This window comes from Nocardia sp. NPDC041819, from assembly GCF_055590505.1.
The window spans coordinates 204420-221484 of the sequence record NZ_JBVJAP010000009.1 but is presented as its reverse complement, the minus strand read 5'-3'; the positions used below and the strand labels follow the sequence as shown (position 1 = coordinate 221484).

General features: G+C 68.2%; 18 protein-coding genes and 1 riboswitch. Of the genes, 8 read left to right on the top strand and 10 right to left on the bottom strand.

The genetic code is table 11. The annotated features are described in order from the left end of the window. The first annotated feature begins 151 nt into the window (after positions 1 to 151). Positions 152 to 793 (top strand): TetR/AcrR family transcriptional regulator, encoded by a 642-nt coding sequence (locus ACZ6DL_RS24985; protein ID WP_062973275.1) that lies wholly within the window; start codon positions 152 to 154, stop codon positions 791 to 793. On the opposite strand, the gene ACZ6DL_RS24980 is transcribed toward ACZ6DL_RS24985, so the two are convergent. From ACZ6DL_RS24980 to ACZ6DL_RS24960, 5 genes are all read right to left on the bottom strand, one after another. After that, a complete protein-coding gene (locus tag ACZ6DL_RS24980; RefSeq protein ID WP_466054605.1) occupies positions 794 to 1606 on the bottom strand; it encodes a toxin glutamine deamidase domain-containing protein in 813 nt (270 codons plus the stop codon). 119 nt (positions 1607 to 1725) lie between these two features. Beyond that, positions 1726 to 2949, bottom strand: coding sequence for an MFS transporter (locus tag ACZ6DL_RS24975; protein WP_466054681.1), 1224 nt, complete (start codon positions 2947 to 2949; stop codon positions 1726 to 1728). 125 nt (positions 2950 to 3074) lie between these two features. Then, a complete protein-coding gene (locus tag ACZ6DL_RS24970) occupies positions 3075 to 3260 on the bottom strand; it encodes a hypothetical protein (protein ID WP_466054603.1) in 186 nt (61 codons plus the stop codon). 125 nt (positions 3261 to 3385) lie between these two features. Further along, positions 3386 to 4603, bottom strand: a complete 1218-nt coding sequence (locus ACZ6DL_RS24965) for an NADP-dependent isocitrate dehydrogenase (RefSeq protein ID WP_040864988.1) — start codon at positions 4601 to 4603, stop codon at positions 3386 to 3388. Positions 4604 to 4964: 361 nt separating this feature from the next. Further along, positions 4965 to 6455 carry an MFS transporter gene (locus ACZ6DL_RS24960; protein ID WP_466054601.1) on the bottom strand — a complete coding sequence of 497 codons (1491 nt, stop codon included), beginning with the start codon at positions 6453 to 6455 and terminating at the stop codon, positions 4965 to 4967. Between the two features lie 133 nt (positions 6456 to 6588). Here ACZ6DL_RS24960 and ACZ6DL_RS24955 point away from each other — a divergent pair, with 133 nt between their 5' ends. Continuing rightward, on the top strand, positions 6589 to 7302 hold the full coding sequence (locus ACZ6DL_RS24955) for a TetR family transcriptional regulator (protein ID WP_466054599.1): 714 nt from the start codon (positions 6589 to 6591) through the stop codon (positions 7300 to 7302). Positions 7303 to 7354: 52 nt separating this feature from the next. Further along, positions 7355 to 7465: riboswitch (SAM riboswitch) on the top strand. 201 nt (positions 7466 to 7666) lie between these two features. Continuing rightward, positions 7667 to 8824 carry a homoserine O-acetyltransferase MetX gene (metX, locus tag ACZ6DL_RS24950; protein ID WP_466054597.1) on the top strand — a complete coding sequence of 386 codons (1158 nt, stop codon included), beginning with the start codon at positions 7667 to 7669 and terminating at the stop codon, positions 8822 to 8824. Between the two features lie 57 nt (positions 8825 to 8881). Here metX and ACZ6DL_RS24945 read toward each other — a convergent pair whose 3' ends face one another. Beyond that, a complete protein-coding gene (locus ACZ6DL_RS24945) occupies positions 8882 to 9259 on the bottom strand; it encodes a winged helix-turn-helix transcriptional regulator (protein WP_466054595.1) in 378 nt (125 codons plus the stop codon). A gap of 69 nt (positions 9260 to 9328) precedes the next feature. Here ACZ6DL_RS24945 and ACZ6DL_RS24940 point away from each other — a divergent pair, with 69 nt between their 5' ends. After that, entirely contained in the window at positions 9329 to 9970 is a 642-nt protein-coding gene (locus ACZ6DL_RS24940; RefSeq protein WP_466054593.1) for a nitroreductase family protein, read from the top strand. Positions 9971 to 10010: 40 nt separating this feature from the next. Here the strand turns inward: ACZ6DL_RS24940 and ACZ6DL_RS24935 are convergent, their stop codons facing one another. Continuing rightward, positions 10011 to 10256, bottom strand: coding sequence for a DUF3017 domain-containing protein (locus ACZ6DL_RS24935; RefSeq protein WP_051174893.1), 246 nt, complete (start codon positions 10254 to 10256; stop codon positions 10011 to 10013). 316 nt (positions 10257 to 10572) lie between these two features. Here ACZ6DL_RS24935 and ACZ6DL_RS24930 point away from each other — a divergent pair, with 316 nt between their 5' ends. The 4 genes from ACZ6DL_RS24930 (at position 10573) to ACZ6DL_RS24915 (ending at position 12356) form a co-directional block, all read left to right on the top strand. Then, positions 10573 to 10992, top strand: a complete 420-nt coding sequence (locus ACZ6DL_RS24930; protein ID WP_466054591.1) for a hypothetical protein — start codon at positions 10573 to 10575, stop codon at positions 10990 to 10992. A 199-nt stretch (positions 10993 to 11191) separates the two neighbouring features. Then, positions 11192 to 11443 (top strand): hypothetical protein, encoded by a 252-nt coding sequence (locus ACZ6DL_RS24925; RefSeq protein WP_357953547.1) that lies wholly within the window; start codon positions 11192 to 11194, stop codon positions 11441 to 11443. Then, positions 11440 to 11853 (top strand): type II toxin-antitoxin system VapC family toxin, encoded by a 414-nt coding sequence (locus tag ACZ6DL_RS24920; RefSeq protein ID WP_466054588.1) that lies wholly within the window; start codon positions 11440 to 11442, stop codon positions 11851 to 11853. The genes ACZ6DL_RS24925 and ACZ6DL_RS24920 overlap by 4 nt, the downstream gene beginning before the upstream one ends. 38 nt (positions 11854 to 11891) lie before the next feature. Continuing rightward, positions 11892 to 12356 carry a tRNA (cytidine(34)-2'-O)-methyltransferase gene (locus tag ACZ6DL_RS24915; protein WP_062973267.1) on the top strand — a complete coding sequence of 155 codons (465 nt, stop codon included), beginning with the start codon at positions 11892 to 11894 and terminating at the stop codon, positions 12354 to 12356. Between the two features lie 47 nt (positions 12357 to 12403). Here ACZ6DL_RS24915 and ACZ6DL_RS24910 read toward each other — a convergent pair whose 3' ends face one another. The 3 genes from ACZ6DL_RS24910 to ACZ6DL_RS24900 form a co-directional block, all read right to left on the bottom strand. Continuing rightward, positions 12404 to 12637 (bottom strand): DUF167 domain-containing protein, encoded by a 234-nt coding sequence (locus tag ACZ6DL_RS24910; protein WP_466054586.1) that lies wholly within the window; start codon positions 12635 to 12637, stop codon positions 12404 to 12406. After that, positions 12594 to 13589, bottom strand: a complete 996-nt coding sequence (locus ACZ6DL_RS24905; protein WP_466054584.1) for a DUF4349 domain-containing protein — start codon at positions 13587 to 13589, stop codon at positions 12594 to 12596. Before ACZ6DL_RS24905 ends, ACZ6DL_RS24910 begins: the two co-directional genes overlap by 44 nt. Before the next feature lie 87 nt (positions 13590 to 13676). Then, positions 13677 to 17039 (bottom strand): error-prone DNA polymerase, encoded by a 3363-nt coding sequence (locus ACZ6DL_RS24900; RefSeq protein WP_466054582.1) that lies wholly within the window; start codon positions 17037 to 17039, stop codon positions 13677 to 13679. Positions 17040 to 17065: the final 26 nt, after the last annotated feature.

Here is a 17065-nt window from a genome sequence, read left to right as displayed (position 1 = left end):
TGGCTCGATCTGATCAGATAATCGCCGGTCGATCGACCAGGATGACGGCCGCGTGGGCGGAGGAGGCGCGCTTCGGACGATTTCCGAGCCATGGCGGCATCCCTCCGCCGTCCAGAACATACAGCAGTGTATGTAAGTGTAAGATCGAGCGATGGCCAGGAGCGTAGTCGTGAAGCAGCAGCGCCGGACGCAGGAGCAGCGCAGCACCGAGATGCGCACCCGCCTACTGGACGCGACGGTGGACTGTCTGGTCGAGTACGGATACTCCGGCACCACGACGCCACGGGTGGCCGAACGCGCGGGGGTGACTCGCGGGGCCCAAGTGCATCACTTCGGCTCGAAAACCGATCTCGTGGTGGCCGCGATCAGTCATCTGGCGCAGTTGCGCGCCGAGACCGCCATGCGGGAGATGTCGCGGGTGGAAGCCGGTGACGATCCGGTGACGGCGGCGCTGGAGTTCCTGTGGGACCTGCACCAGGGTCCGCTGTTCATCGCGACCGTCGAACTGTGGGTGGCGGGGCGCACCGATCCGGTGCTGGCCGCGGCGATGGAGAAGGTCGAGCCGTTCGTCAACAACGCCGTCCTGCTGGCGGTCGCCCGTTTCGTGCCGGACGACGTGCGCCGCAAGGAGGCGCGCGACTTCATCTACACGGCCATGGACGCGCTGCGCGGCATCCTGATCTCGAATTTTGTCGATCCGGACGACGAACGCGCCCGTCGCCGGTGGCGCCGCGCCTCGGCGCACCTGCACGAGATCGCGGGCCGTGCGCTTGCCGGCCGCCCCGCCGAATAGTCAGGCGCGGTTGTCGAGCATCGGGAACACGACGTAGTAGTCCCCGTCGGGAACGATGTTCTCCTCTGTCACGGTGCCGGTTTGGCCGTCGAGATAGTAGATGTCTCCGTCGATGTTGGCGACGTTGTAGTGATGGCCGAAGGCGTCGGAGTACCGGTTGCCCGACATGATCGCGTTGTACCCGGACTGATGCAGCTTCTCGGATATCGCTTCGTGGATCTCGCGGTGGCTGTCGCCGTGGAACCGTGTTGTCGAGGGCTCGATGAACTTCTGGGCACCGCTCGGCCCGGCGACGGCAGGACGTCCGGCCAAGATGTCGCGCACCGCCCAGGAGCACTCCATGCAGTTGCCTGCCGTCCGTGACCTGGTCGGGTTGACCAGCAGCAGCAGTTCACGCACCTCGGCGAGCGTCGGCGGCCGGTCGATGATCCGGGACAAGATCGTGGCCTGGGCCGCGTAGGCTCGCCGCATGGCATCCGCCTCCACCGGCGTCAACTGATGCGCGTTGCGAATCAACCGGGACACCCCGGCCGGGCGTATCTCGGCAAGCGGGACCGCAGTCGATCCGGTCGCCTCAGCGGGCATCGACCCCGCCCGTTCCGGGCCGATACCGGTGATAGCTGCCGCGCCTTCCCTATCGGCCCGGTCGAACTCTTGCGCCCCCTTGCGCAAGGTCTCGCCCTTCTCCCGATAGAACTGATCCAGTGCCTCGCCCGCGGTGCGACGCCCGCCATCGGAGCCCTCCGGGGTACCGAGCAGCCCCTGCAATCTGCGGCGCACCTCATCGAAAGCGGCGGACAGCGGACCCTTCATCTCGACTTCGGCGAACCGTGGGAATTCATACGGCCACGGTCCGACGGGCCGCTTACAGTCGCCTTACCGTTGTCTTGTCATGCCCGCGCCCGGCGGTCACCGGATGACGAGCGAGGGCGCTACTGCGGCACTGCCACCGTGCCGCCCGTTGTTCGGTTCCGCGATTTCCGCGCGGTCCAGACCGTCACCGCGAACAGCAGCACGCCGGTCGCGGCCAAGGCGGCGCCGACCACGGCCGGGGCCGTGTAACCCAGGCCCGCGGCGATGACCAGGCCGCCGAGCCAGGCTCCGGCGGCGTTGGCGATGTTCAGAGCGGCGTGGTTGAGGGCGGCGGCGAGGGTCTGGGCATCCGCCGCGACATCCATCAGACGCGTTTGCAGCCCGGGCGCCAGCGCGGCCCCGGATGCGCCGACCAGCAACGCGCCGAAGGCCGCGGTATAGGGGTTGTGCGCGGCGGCGACGAATCCACCGAGGATGACGGTCATCGCGACCATCGACACCGAGATGGCACGGTCCACGCCACGGTCGGCGAGCACGCCGCCGACGATGTTTCCGATCACCATGCCCACGCCGAACAGCATCAACACCAAGGGGACCGCCCCGGCCCGCAGACCGGCGACATCGGTGAGCGTGGTCGCGATGTAGGTGTAGACGGCGAACATCCCGCCGAACCCGACCGCGCCGACCAGCAGCGTCAACAGCACCTGCGGACGCCGCAGCGCGCCGAGTTCGGTCATCGGATCGGTCATGGTGATGCCGGTGAGTACCGGCACGAAGCGCAGCAGCGCGGCCACGGTGCAGACACCGATCAAGGCGACCACCACGAACGCGTCGCGCCAGCCGAGATGCTGCCCGAGCCAAGTAGCTGCGGGAACGCCGACGACGTTGGCGGCGCTCAACCCCAGCATAACCGCCGCAACCGCCTTGGCCCGCTGTCCCGCCGGGGCGAGAGTGGCGGCTGCCAGCGAGGCGACACCGAAGTAGGCGCCGTGTGGCAATCCCGAGACGAACCGCGCCGCGACCAGCGTCTCGAACGAGGGCGCCACCACGGTCGCCGCGTTGCCCACGGTGAACGCGACCATGAGCGCGACGAGCAGCCGCTTGCGCGCCACCCGCGCGCACAGCGCCGCGATCAACGGCGCGCCGATCACCACGCCGAGGGCGTAGGCCGACACCGCGTGCCCAGCGGTGGGCTCGGAGACGTGCATGTCCGAGGCGATGTCCGGCAGCAAACCCATGGTGACGAATTCGGTCGTCCCGATACCGAATCCGCCGAGGGCCAGTGCCAGCATGGCCGGGACATGCCAAGCGGTTCGTCCGGGTGGGGCGGCGGTACTGGTCATCACGGGGGTGGTCACGTGTTCATGTAACCGGTCCCGTCCCGTATCCGCTTCCCGGGCGAACGTGAGTTCGCCCACCGTGACGTCGATGAACGACGCTGGTCAACCCCGCCAATCGTCCTGGACCGCTACAGCCGTCGCGCATCCCCCGGCTCGCCGCGCCGCAAAGTCCGCCGGTATTCGGCGGGCGATACCCCGACCACACCGGAGAAGTGGCGGCGCAGGTTGGTGGCGGTGCCGAGACCGGACATCCGGCTGATCAGACCCTCGGCACACCTGACACCCTGCTGATGATCGCGAAACAGTGCGGGCACCCGTTCCACCTGGGTGGGGCGGGTGCCCGATGTTCAGCCCGGCGCTGGGTGAGCACCCAGCGCCGGAGTCGGCCGAGCGACACGGCTCGGCCCCGCGGTTCGGCGCCTTGTCGGCGCCCGCGAACTCAGCGCAGTGCGCGAGCCAGGTTGGCGTCCAGGGCGCCGAGGAATTCCTCGGTGCTCAGGTAGCCCTGATCCCCGCCGACGAGCAGCGCGAGGTCCTTGGTCATCTGGCCGCCCTCGACGGTCTTGATGACGACGTCCTCGAGGGTCTGCGCGAAGCCGATGACCTCCGGGGTGTTGTCCAGCTTGCCGCGGTGCTCGAGCCCTCGGGTCCAGGCGAAGATGGACGCGATCGGGTTGGTCGAGGTCGGCTTGCCCTGCTGGTGCTGGCGGTAGTGCCGGGTGACGGTGCCGTGCGCGGCCTCGGCCTCACAGGTCTGCCCGTCCGGGGTGAGCAGCACCGACGTCATCAGGCCGAGCGAACCGAAGCCCTGGGCCACGGTGTCGGACTGCACGTCGCCGTCGTAGTTCTTGCACGCCCAGACATAGCCGCCCTCCCACTTCATGGAGGAAGCCACCATGTCATCGATGAGGCGGTGCTCGTAGGTCAGGCCCGCGGCGTCGAACTGGCTCTTGAACTCGGCGTCGAAGATGTCCTGGAAGGTGTCCTTGAACATGCCGTCGTAGGCCTTCAGGATGGTGTTCTTCGTCGACATGTACACCGGGTAGTTCTGCTGCAGGCCGTAGTTGAACGACGCCCGCGCGAAATCCTCGATGGACTTGCGGAAGTTGTACATGCCCATGACGACGCCGCCGTCCTCGGGCATCTTCACGACCTCGTGCACGATCGGCTCGCTGCCGTCGTCCGGGGTGAAGGTCAAGGTGACGGTGCCGCCCTGGAACACCTTGAAGTCGGTGGCGCGGTACTGGTCGCCGAACGCGTGGCGGCCGATGATGATCGGCTTGGTCCAGCCGGGAACGAGCCGGGGAACGTTCGAGATGATGATCGGGGCACGGAAGATGGTGCCGCCCAGAATGTTGCGAATGGTGCCGTTGGGCGAACGCCACATCTTCTTCAGGCCGAATTCTTTGACCCGCGCCTCGTCCGGGGTGATGGTGGCGCACTTCACACCGACACCGTGCCGCTTGATGGCTTCGGCGGCGTCGACGGTGACCTGGTCGTCTGTCTTGTCGCGGTACTCGATGCCCAGGTCGTAATACTCCAGGTTCACATCGAGATAGGGGTGGATCAGCTTGTCCTTGATGAACTGCCAGATGATCCGGGTCATCTCGTCGCCGTCGAGTTCTACGACGGTGCCTTCAACCTTGATCTTGGACATGGATCTTCGTGTCCTCCTAGGATGGTGCCCTCATTGCACGGCCAGGCGAACACGCTTGTGAGCGGACCCCAGCTGTTCCAACAGACAACGTATATGTCCCGCGTTGTCGGCGAGACGTGTGGTGCAAACAAGACGAGCGTACTGCTGCCTGAGTCCTCACCGCACGGGCAGCCCCCGGAGTGAGCTACGCCACCTTTGTTACCGATTGGTAGATCGGCGACGGCTCCGAGCACCGCGAAGGGCGTTCACGCAACCGCCGTCGCCGCCATGATCCGCCTTCCGCCCGAGCCCGGCAACCATCCGGCAGACGACGAGGTCCGCGCGGCCTCACCGGCGTCACGCGGACCTCGTTCGCGGCGGATCAGACCCCGACCGGGATCCGGGCCTCCTCGGAACCTTCGATCAGGTTCTCCGGCCGATCCCGGATCATCAGCGCGATGATCGGGACGGCCGCGAGGAAGAACCCGGCGCCGACGTAGAAGGCCACGTCGTAGCTGTGGATCGCGGCTCGCGCGGCCAGATTGTCGATACCCGGGTTGTCCTGCGCGAAGGACTTCGCGACCTGCACCGAGATCGTGGTCAGCAGCGCCGTCCCGACCGCGCCGCCGACCTGCTGCGCCGCGTTCAGCAGCGCGGAGGCGACGCCGGAGTCCTCTTCCTCGACCTGATGCAGCGCGACCGTCTGCATCCCGACGAACAACGGACCCATACCGAGCGCGATGAGCACCTGCGCGGGCAGTACCCCGGCCAGGAAGCTGTCGCCGTAGCTCAGCTGGGCCAGCAGCAGCAGGCCGATGACGCCCAGCACGGCGCCGGCCAGCATCAGCGGACGCGGGCCGAGCTTCGGCAGCAGAGCACTGGTGACACCCGCCGAGATCGCGATACCCGCCGGGAAGGGCAGGAACGCGAAGCCCGCCTTCAGCGCGGAGTAGCCGAGCGTGATCTGGAAGTAGAAACTCAGGAACAGGAACATCGCGAACATCGCGATCGGGATGAGCAGCGCGGCGAGGAAGGCGCCGCCGCGGTTGATCTCACCCGGGATGTGCAGTGGCAGCAGCGGGTTCGAGGAGCGCCGTTCGATCGCCACGAAGGCGACGAGCAGCGCCAGCCCGGCGACGAGCAGCGCCAGGGTGCTGCCGGCCAGCCAGCCGTCGTCGGCGGCGCGGCTGAAGCCGTAGACGATGGCGATCAGGCCGAGCGTCACCGTGACGGCACCGGGCACGTCATATCCCCCGCTGCGCGGCGCAGGCACGTCCTTCGCCACCCATGCCAGCGCCCCGACCAGCGCGAGCAGCGCGATCGGCGTGTTGACCAGCAGGCACCAGCGCCACGACGCGTACTCGGTGAGCGCGCCGCCCGCGATCAGGCCGAGCGCCGCGCCGCCCGCGGAAATGCCCGCGAACACACCGAACGCGGTGGCCCGCTCTCCGGGCTCGGTGAAGGTCACCGACAGCAGCGAGAGCGCGGCCGGGGCCAGCAGCGCGGCGAACGCGCCCTGCAACGCGCGCCCGGCGAACAGTTCCGCCCCGGTTTGCGCGAGCCCGGCCAGCGCCGAAGCGCCCGCGAAGCCGATCAGGCCGACGATGAAGATCCGGCGGCGGCCGAGGTAGTCGGCCAGCCTGCCGCCCAGCAGCAGCAAGCCGCCGAAGATCAGCGTGTAGGCGGTGAGCATCCATTGCCGGTTGCCGTCGCTGATGTCGAGATCACGCTGCGCGAACGGCAGCGAGATGGTCACGATGGTGGCGTCCAGCACCACCATGAGCTGGGCCAATGCGATCACTGTCAGCGCGAGCCAGCGCGCTGAAGCGGCCGATTTCCGCGGCGCGTGCGCCGCTGTCCCGGGTTCCGTCACGGTCGTCTCCTCGTCCTTCGATGTCGGAAGCCATCCTGTCATCGAGCGACATTTGTCGTCAAGAGAAAAGTGTCGCACTACGACATTTGACCGTTAAAGACAGGAAAACAACAGGTTGCGTTACCATGGGGCCATGCTCGAGTCATCGACGCCGATGGGCGCGAGCGCTGCGGCCGACCGCGCCGCGAGCGCCCCCGCGACCCCGGGGCTGCGTGAACGCAAGAAGCAGCAGACGAGGTTGCGCATCATCGCGGCCGCCCTGGATCTGTGCGACACGCAGGGCTTCGACGCGACCACGATCGAGCAGATCGCCAACGTGGCGGACGTCTCGCCGCGAACGATCAACCGCTATTTCGAGAGCAAAGAGGACATCGTCCTCGGACCGGTCCAGGATTTCGGGCGCACGATCGCCGAGACGCTGCGCGAGCAGCCACGCACGGGTAACGAACTACAGGCGCTGCTCGCGGCCTTCCTGCACGTGGTCGATCAGGCCGCCGAGGGTGGCGAGGCCGACCCGTTGTCGTTCCGGCAGTTCCAGAAGATGCAACGGATCCTGCGCAACAGCCCTTCGGTCAGTGCCCGCAGCATGGAACTCGCCGACGACAAGAACACGGCGATCGCGGCGGTGGTCGCCGAGCGCCTCGGCACCGAACCGAACGCGCGTGCGGTGCGGCTCCTCGTCGGCACCTGGCAACTGATCGGCCACATCGGCATGGAGTGCTCCGACGATGCGTTCCTGGACGAGGACCTGGCGACCGCGACCAGGGCGGGGCGCACCGCGTTCACCGAGGCGTACGACGAATTCGTACGCACCTGCTGCGGGGCGGCGACCGTCGCGGACCAGTGAGTTCGGCGGAGGATTTCGGACGCCGACCGCCCGCCGGTTATGATGCCGGGCAGGTTATGAGTACCAGCGCCAAGCCCCGGCTCGCTGGTCGGCAACCCTCCAACCGCGGTGGGGTGCTCCGGGTGATGACCTGGCTCCCGAGAGTCGGGAGCAAGCGCGTAACAGGAGGTCGCCGGCATGTGTTGTTGTTCGTTACCCACACACCGCTAACCCTTGCTGTACCGGCGAACACCTTTTGGGAGCAAACCATGAGTGAATTCACCGCGCCCGGGACCGAGCAGGACCCGGCAGCGCCGTACAGCGGCGTGGCCGCCCCCGTGAACATTCCGGGCGATCTACGCGCCTGCTTCGCGACGGCGGCGACGTGACCGTGAGCACCGAACCGAGCACGCGGACCTCCGGCAACGTCCTGCCGCCCCCGGATGGACAGCTCGGCACCATCGCCATCGGGGACGTGCGACTGGAGAACGGCGCGGTCATCCCGGACGTCCACCTCGCGGTGCAGCGCTGGGGCGAGCTCTCCCCCGGACTGGACAATATCGTGCTGGTCGAACACGCGCTGACCGGCGACTCGCACGTCGTCGGCAAGTCCGACGACGTGCACGAGATGCCCGGCTGGTGGGACGGCATGGTCGGCCCGGGTGCTCCGCTGGACACCGACGAATGGTGTGTGATCGCGACGAACGTGCTCGGCGGCTGCAAGGGCAGCACCGGGCCGTCTAGTCCCGCGCCGGACGGGAAGCCTTGGGGCGCGCGATTTCCCGAGATCTCCATCCGCGATCAGGTGACCGCCGAGGCCGCCCTGCTCGACCTGCTCGGTGTCGAGCGGCTCGCCGCGGTGGTCGGCGGTTCGATGGGCGGCATGCGGGTGCTGGAGTGGATGGTCGGCGCACCGGAGCGGGTCGCGGCGGCGCTGGTGCTCGCGGTGGGCGCCCGCGCCACCGCCGACCAGATCGGTACCCAGACCACCCAGATCGCGGCGATCAAGGCCGATCCGGACTGGCAGGGCGGCGACTATCACGGCACCGGCCGCGCCCCGCTGACGGGCATGGCCCTGGCTCGGCGGATCGCACACCTGACCTACCGCACCGAATTCGAGCTCGACCACCGGTTCGAGAACAAGCCCCAAGGCGACGAAGACCCGTGGCACGGCGGCCGCTACGCGGTGCAGAGCTACCTGGACCACCAGGCCGAAAAGCTGTGCAAGCGCTTCGATCCCGCCACCTATGTGCTGCTGACCGAGGCGATGAACCGGCACGACGTGGGCCGGGGCCGGGGCGGCATCGAGGCGGCGCTCGCGGCGACGCCGGTGCCGTGCGTGGTCGGCGGCGTCGACTCCGACCGGCTGTACCCGCTGCGGACCCAGCAGGAACTCGCCGATCTGCTGCCCGGTTGCGACGGATTGGAAGTCGTGCACTCCCGCGACGGGCACGACGGATTCCTCACCGAGGCGGCGGCAGTCTCGAAGCTGCTGACCGAGACCATGCGACTGGCCCGGGCGGGTGTGCGACCCGAACGCTGAAGATCCGCCGCGCCGAAGCGTCCGCGCGCGACGTTCCGAGCACTGTCTGCCCCGCGCTCAGAGCGCCGCGTCTCGTCGCGCCGCCTCGATCCGGTTGATGTTGCTTTCGATCCAATCCCGCAGCGCCGCGATCGGCGTGCGCAGACTGTGGCCGAGGTCGGTGAGGGTGTAGTCGACCCGAGGCGGGACCGTCGGATGCACTGTGCGCGTGACGAATCCGTCCGCCTCCAATTGCCGCAGAGTTTGCGTCAGCATCTTCTGGGAGATGCCCTCGATGCGGTTGCGCAGATCGGTGTAGCGCATGGTGCCGTCCGCGAGTGCGTCGATGATCAGCACCGTCCATTTGCCCGCGATGTGGTCGAGAACCTCCCGCGTAGGGCACTTCGCGGAGTACACGTCCGCAGGGAGACCGGAACCTTCGAGGTATGTGGGCACCTTTCGGAGTGTAGCGCACTATTTAGTGCCTTCTTCCTATTCGAGTGTCACTCTCCGATAGTAAGAATCATGGAAACGCAGACGCTTTCGGTTGCCGAAGCCATTCGAACCCGCCGCACCGTCCGGCATTACCGGGCCGATCCGGTAGCGCCGGAGCTGCTCGAAGAACTCCTCGACCTGACCATGCAGGCCCCGAGCGCCTGGAACATGCAGGACCGGTCGGTTGTCGTGGTGACCGGCGAAGCCGGCCGCCGCGCCCTGCACGAAGCCGCGTTCGGTCAGCCCCAACCGCTCGAGGCGCCGGTGGTGCTGGTTTTCCTCGCCGATGTCGACGGCTGGCGAGCGGACAATGCCGATATCGCCGAACTCGCCGGCCGCAGCGGCGCGTGGAACGCCGACTTCACCGCCGTGTTCGACACCCGCGCGGAGTATCACGCGCTCGAACGGCACGGCCTGCTGCGGGAGAACGCGGTGAAGAACGCGATGATCGCGGCCACCTACGCGATGCTGGCGGCCACCGGCCTCGGACTGGCCTCGGCCCCGATGAACGGATGGGACGCCGAACTGGTGAAGCAGGCCGTCGGTGTCGGCGATCGTGCCGATCTGGCCGTCGCGGTCCTGGTGACGGTCGGCTACAGCGACACCGTTGCACCCCATCCCGGCCGTCGGCCGCGCGAGCGGACGGTTTTCGCCGAGCGATACACCCGCTGATCTCGATGGGCGACGCGGCCGGGGCGCCCTCCCTGAGCGGTCAGCCGACGCCGAGCGTGTTGATCGTGGCCGCCAGGAACAGGATGCTCGAGCCGAGCAGCGTCAGCGCGCCCACATCGAAGGGCTTGCTGCGCACCGCGAGCAGCCCGACCCGCGCGGTCGGCAGGCACAGCCGGAACGCCGCCGCCAGCAGCGTCGCACCACCGAAGAAGAATGCCCCGCGCCGCCACCGATCGGACGCGACGAACACCACCGCCACCACGATGACCAGCGTCACAACCACCATCGGCAGATGAGAGCGCAGAAACTGCGCCCCCGCACTGCGGCGCCCGGCGATAGGCGCGTCGGCATCGGTCACCCCCCGATTCTTGCAGACCACCCCCGTCGGTCCGCCGGAGGTCACCGAGCCCGATCGGAACCAGCCCGATTCCCAGCGGCGAGTGGCACACGGCTGCGGCGAATCGCGAGTAGATCCCTCAGCGGTGTGCCACTCGCGGGCTGTCCACGGCGCTGATAAGGCGTTCGAAAGTGGTTGTTGGTCAAGTTGGTTGGATGGCCGCCCGGAAGGTTGGGCGCGTTCGGGCGGCTGGCATCATTCGATCATGATCATGCGACGACTCCCCCTGCTCGCGTTCGCAGCACTTCCCATGGCGCTCGGCTCCGGGGCCACCGCCACCGCGAGACCTCCGCTGTCGCCTCCGGTCCTCGAGGAGGTCTTCTCGGTCCCAGGAACCGTATCGGCGAAATTCCACAACCCGAACGCCGAGGGTGTGTGCTGGGTGTACAACGACGACACCGGAGAGATCTTCGGTGGCAACAATCCCACATCGTTCGCCATCGCGGACGGCAAGATGGTCCAGACGTCGCTCGGCAACGGAGCCCTGCCCGCGGGCCGGATGCGCGTGCGTGGCGCATGCGCCTGGGAACGACCCACCGGCGATCCCCGCGACGGCGACACGTCGACGACGGACGTCGTCACCGTCGACGTGGTCGGCAAGCCGAGCACGGGCAGCTTCGGCTGACCCCTGCCCGACAGACTCCGGACGGGCGTCGGCAGCGCCTGACGCCCACCTGATTGACTGGCACCCGTGTTCCATTACGAGCCGAGGATCACCACTCGCGGAACGTCGGCCGCGCCGTGAAAGGCCGGAGTGTCCGGCGGCAGGCAGGGGTAGTGCGTAGTCAACGCTATAGCGTGCAGTCCTCACTACAATCGAACCCATGACCGCAGCGTTCGAGTACGAAGATCTACATCGTCTGGTCGATCGGCTCACCCCGGACCAAGCGCATGCGCTGCGGGCTGTCGCGTTGCAGTTGGTCGTCACCGATACCGCTGAGCGAAGCTCCGCCATCGAGCCGCCAGGTGAGCGGCGTCGACGCCTCTCGTTTGCCGGCGTGATGCACGCAGAGCCAGATCTGGCGGCAAGGTCGGAAGACCTGCTCCGCGAGGAACGTGGTAGGCAAGCCGAGTGATCGTCTGCGACACAGGTCCGCTCGTCGCTGTGCTCAACAAGAACGACGCGGATCATCGCCGCTGCCTCGATCTCCTCGAGACACACCCGGGGCCGCTACTGGTTCCAAGTCCAGTTCTCGCAGAAGTTTGCTATTTCTTGGAAACGCGAGTGGGACCTTCTACCGAGGCGACGTTTCTGGAATCCATCGCCAACGACGAAATCGAGCTCATCGATCTCACCCGGACAGATCTGTTGCGGATGGCCGAGCTGGTGCGAAAGTATGCCGACTTCCCGCTCGGTGCTGTAGATGCCGCCGTCCTGGCCGTCGCCGAACGACTTGACGTGAAGCAAGTGGCAACCCTGGATCGGCGACACTTCAGCGCGGTCCGGACCCGTCACCCGGTGCCGCTCCGACTGCTGCCCGACTGATCGTCGGTTGCTGACGCCCACCTGATTGACTGGCACCCGTGTTCCATCTGATGTTCCACGAGCCGTGCATTCCGCCGAATACCGGCAACGCGATCCGGTTGGTCGCGGGGACCGGGTGCCATCTGCATCTGATCGAGCCGTTGGGGTTCGATCTGTCGGAGCCGAAGTTGCGCCGGGCCGGGTTGGATTACCACGATCTGGCGTCGGTGACGGTGCATGCGAATCTGGCGGCGGCGTGGGAGGCGTTGCGGCCGGAGCGGGTCTTCGCGTTCACGACGCAGGCCACCACTCGGTTCACGGAGGTGGCCTACCGCGAGAACGACGTGCTGCTGTTCGGCACCGAGCCCACCGGCCTGCCCGCGGAGGTGCTGGCGGACCCGCACGTCACCGACCGGCTGCGCATCCCGATGGTGCCCGGCCGTCGCTCCATGAACCTCTCCAATGCTGCCGCCGTCACCGTCTACGAAGCCTGGCGTCAACTCGGCTTCCCCGGCGGCGTCTGATCCGCTCCGCCCATCGTCTGTGCGGAACCCACCACGAGACAGCGTGTTCAGGGTAGTTCGATCTCGAATCGTTTGAAGCGCGATGTCGCGCCCGCCGCCAGCCGGACGGCGGACTTGGCGACTCCGAAGTGTTCGGCGAGCAACTCGATGGCCGCCTTGTTGGCTTTGCCCTCGACGGCGGGAGCCCGCACGTACAGGTGCAAGCTGCCGTCATCGAGGGTTTCCACCAGCGGGCCCTTACGGCTGTTCGGTTTGATCGTTGCCCTGACCACCGTCGGCACGCTTGCCTCCTGCGCTGGTTTCCGCGCCTTCGGCGGCGCCGCTCGCGGACTTCACGGGCGCTGATTCTCCTGCACCCGAGGCGGGCTTCCGACGGCGGCGCACCAGGCGCACGATGCCCCCCCACAGCACGGCGGCCGACACCGCCAGGAAGCCGAGCCACGGAATCGCCTTGCCGCTGAACACGACCGCGTCCCGCAGCCAGTCCACCAGGGAGTTCCAGCCGGAGACGATGCCGTCCCAGAAGCTGTCGGGTTCGTCGCCGGGCTTCTTCTGATCGGTGGTGATCTCGATGGTCAGCGTGGACAGGGCTACCTGGTCGTCGAGCCGCCGCTTCTGCGCGGTGAGGCTGTCCAGTTCGCCCTGGCGGCTGGACAGCGCCTGTTCGGCGGCGAGCAGGTCGGAGGTGCTGGTGGCGCCCGCGATGAGCGCGCGCAGCCGCTCGACCGAGGCTTGTAACGCCTTGATCCGCGCGTCCAGGTCCTCCCACTGCATGGTGACGTCGTCGCGGTTGGTGGTGACCCGGGTGACCTGCCCGACCCCGCCGAGGCCCGCGATGAACGCGTCGGTCTTGTCCGCGGGCAGCCGGACGACGAGCGTGGCGCTGGGCTCGGTGTCGTCGGTCCCGGGTTGCTCGGTGCGGCTGTCGACCCGGCCACCGGCGGCGCGCACCTGGTCGATGATCGTGCCCGCCGCGGCGACGGGCGCGCCCGCGGTGATCTCGACGCTGCCGGTGACCACTTCCTTGCGCAGGGACACGGGCTCGCCGCCGGAGTCGTTGTCCCGCTTCGGGGGCGCCAGTTCGTGTGCTCCCGGCGGCACGAGCGCGGGGGCGGCGGGCCCGGTGATCGCCGTCGACGTCCGGTCTCGAGCGGGCTGGGGGTTATCGGCACCGCAGCCGGCGAGCAGACTCAACCCCAGCACGCCGACACACAGCACAGCAAGCTTCCTCATGCCTGGCACAGTAGCCTTTTGCGCTGCGCGAACAGCCCCGCATAACCGTTTCCTAGAACGCTTCTAATACTTCTTTAATGCACCGGCTCAACGGAAGTCGCGCGACTTGGACGCCATTCGCAGATCCATGCGCTGTAGATGTTCGGCGACCACGCTCACCACGCCCTCGGCATTCTGCACCCGGCCGCGGATGAGCAGAGCGGCAGCGCCCTGGGCGAGACGCCGGTACCGTCGCCACAGCCCCAGCGAGCAGACGATGTTCACCATGCCGGTTTCGTCTTCCAGATTGAGGAAGGTGACGCCCTCTGCGGTGGCGGGACGCTGCCGGTGCGTCACCGCGCCGCCCACCAGCACCCGCGAGCCGTCGGGCACGGCGAGCAGGCCGGAGGCCGGTATCACGCCGAGCGTGTCGAGGTGCGGGCGCAGGAACTCCGTCGGATAACTGCCCGGCGAGACGCCTGTGGCCCACACATCGGCGGCGGCCAGTTCCAGATCGCTCATCCCGGGCAGGGCGGGCGCGGTGGTGGCCGCGCCGGTACCGGGCAACCGGTCCGGGCGCTCGCCCGCGGCGGCGCCCGCCGCCCAGAGCGCTTCGCGGCGGGTGTTGCCGAGGCTGCCCAGCGCGCCCGCCGTGGCGAGCGATTCCGCCTGGGCGACAGTGAGTTCCACCCGGCCGGTCAGGTCGAGGAAGGACGTGTAGGGCCGCTCGCCCCTGGCGGTGACGATGCGTTCGGCGAGGTCGTCGCCGATCTGGCGGATCGCGGCGAGACCGAGGCGCACCTCGGTGCCCTTCGCCTCGAGGGTGGGCTCGGCCCTGCTGGCGTTGACGTCGGGGCCGTGCACCGCCACCGCGTGCCTGCGCGCGTCGGCGACCAGCGACTGCGGCGAGTAGAACCCCATCGGCTGGGCGCGCAGCAGACCCGCGCAGAAGGCGGCGGGATGATGCAGTTTGAACCAGGCCGAGTAGTACACGATCGCGGCGAAGCTCTGCGAATGACTCTCCGGGAAGCCGAAATTCGCGAAGGCGTAGAGCTTCTCGTAGATCCGGTCGGCGACTTCGCCGGTGATGCCGTGACGCTCGCGCATGCCCTGGTAGAGCCGCGCCTCGAGGCGCTTCATGCGTTCCGGCGACCGTTTGGAGCCCATGGCGCGGCGCAGTTGATCGGCTTCGACGGCGGTGAATCCGGCGACGTCGACGGCCATCTGCATGAGCTGCTCCTGGAACAGCGGCACGCCGAGCGTGCGTTCCAGCGCGTTCTTCAGCGCCGGATGGTCGTAGACGACGTCCTCCACACCGTTGCGCCTGCGGATGTAGGGATGCACCGAACCGCCCTGGATCGGGCCGGGACGGATCAGCGCCACCTCCACCACCAGGTCGTAGAAGCTGCGCGGCCGCAGCCGGGGCAGGGTGGCCATCTGCGCACGCGACTCGACCTGGAAGACGCCGACCGAGTCCGCGCGCGAGAGCATCTCGTAGACCTCGGGTTCGGCCAGGTCGAGCGAGTGCAGCTCGACGGTCTCGCCTTTGTGCTCGCGCACCAGGTCGATCATGTAGTGCAGCGCGGAGAGCATGCCGAGGCCGAGCATGTCGAACTTCACCAGGTCGATGCCAGCGCAATCGTCCTTGTCCCACTGCAAGACGCTGCGGCCGGGCATGCGCGCCCATTCCACCGGGCAGACGTCGGCGATCGGCCGGTCGCAGATCACCATGCCGCCGGAGTGGATGCCGAGATGCCGCGGCAACCCTTCGATATCGGCGGCCAGTTCCAGTACCTCGGCGGGGATGTCGGTGTTCGTCTCGGCGCCGACCCCTGTCCAGCGGCTCACCTGCTTGCTCCACGCGTCCTGCTGACCGGGCGAAAAACCCAGCGCCCGCGCGGCATCGCGCACCGCGGACTTGCCGCGATAGGTGATCACGTTGGCCACCTGTGCGGCGTACTCGCGGCCGTACTTGCGGTAGACGTGCTGGATCGCCTCTTCGCGGCGGTCGGATTCGATGTCGACATCGATATCCGGCGGACCGTCGCGCTCCGGGGAGAGAAAGCGCTCGAACAGCAACTGGTTGCGCACCGGGTCGACATTGGTGATGCCGATCGCGTAGCAGACCGCGGAGTTGGCCGCCGAGCCGCGACCCTGACAGAGGATGTCGTTGTTCTTGCAGAAGCTGACGATGTCGTGCACCACCAGGAAGTAGCCGGGGAATTCCAGCTTGCCGATCACCGCGAGTTCGTGCTCGATCTGCCGGTATGCCTCCGGGTTCTCCTCCGGCGGCCCGTAGCGCGCCGCGGCGCCCGCCATGGTGAGTTCGCGCAACCAGGACTGCTCGTCGTGTCCGGCGGGCACGTCGAAGGGCGGCAGGTGCGGGGCGATCAGCTTCAGGTCGAAGGCGCATTCGCGAGCCAGTGCCGCCGCGTTCGCCACCGCCTGCGGGCAGTCGGCGAACAACCGCGCCATCTCCGCCCCGGACCGCAGGTGCGCGCCGCCCGCCGGGGCCAGCCAGCCCGCGATCTCGTCCAGGCTCCGCCTGGCCCGGATCGCCGCCAGCGCCATGGCTCGGCGGCGCTGGCCAGGCGCGGCGAAATGCGCCCCGGTGGTGGCGAGCACGGGCAGGCCGAGACGATCGGCCAAGGCGATGAGGTGAGCGTTGCGCTCGTCGTCCTCCGGGACGCCGTGATGGGTGAGTTCCACGCTCACCCGGTCGGTTCCGAAGCGGTCGGTCAGGTCACGCAGCGCTGCTTCCGCGCGCTCGAGCCGGGTGCCGCCGCTGCGCAAATCGAGCTCGAGCGCCTGGCGCAGGTGTCCCTTCCGGCACCCGGTCAGGATGTGCCAGTGCCCATCGGCCGCCGCGGTGAGCGTGTCGAGGTCGTAGCGCAGGATGCCTTTCTCTCCGGCGGCCATGTGCGCGGCGGCGATCTCGCGGGAGAGCCTGCGGTAGCCCTCCTGGCCACGAGCCAGCACCAGCAGGTGCGGCCCGGCCGGGTCCGGCGCGCCCGTGCGCGGCGCCGAGTCGGGCGCGGCGGCGTGCCCGAGCGAGGTGCCGGAAACGTGGGGTTCGGATGCCGTGCCGAGCGACAGTTCGGCTCCGAAGACAGTGGGCATCCCCCACTCCTTGGCCGCCTCGGCGAAGCGGACGGTGCCGTAGAAGCCGTCGTGATCGGTGAGCGCGATCGCCGCCAAGCCGAGCCGCACCGCCTCCTCCACCAGCTCCTCCGGATGGCTGGCGCCGTCCAGGAAGCTGTAGGCCGAATGCGCGTGCAGCTCTGCGTACGGGACCGGCGGTTGCGCGGCGCGCAGCACCGGCTCGGGCCGGTACTCGCCGCGCTTGCGCGACCACGCCGGGCTGTCGCCGCCGTCGCCCTGGACCACCCCATCGGGATTCGTCCGTCCGGAGCGCCCGGACAGCACCCGCTCCATCTCCGCCCAGCTGGGCGGACCGTTTCCCCAGCCCACAACTCACCTCCTCTTCTCGAACATAC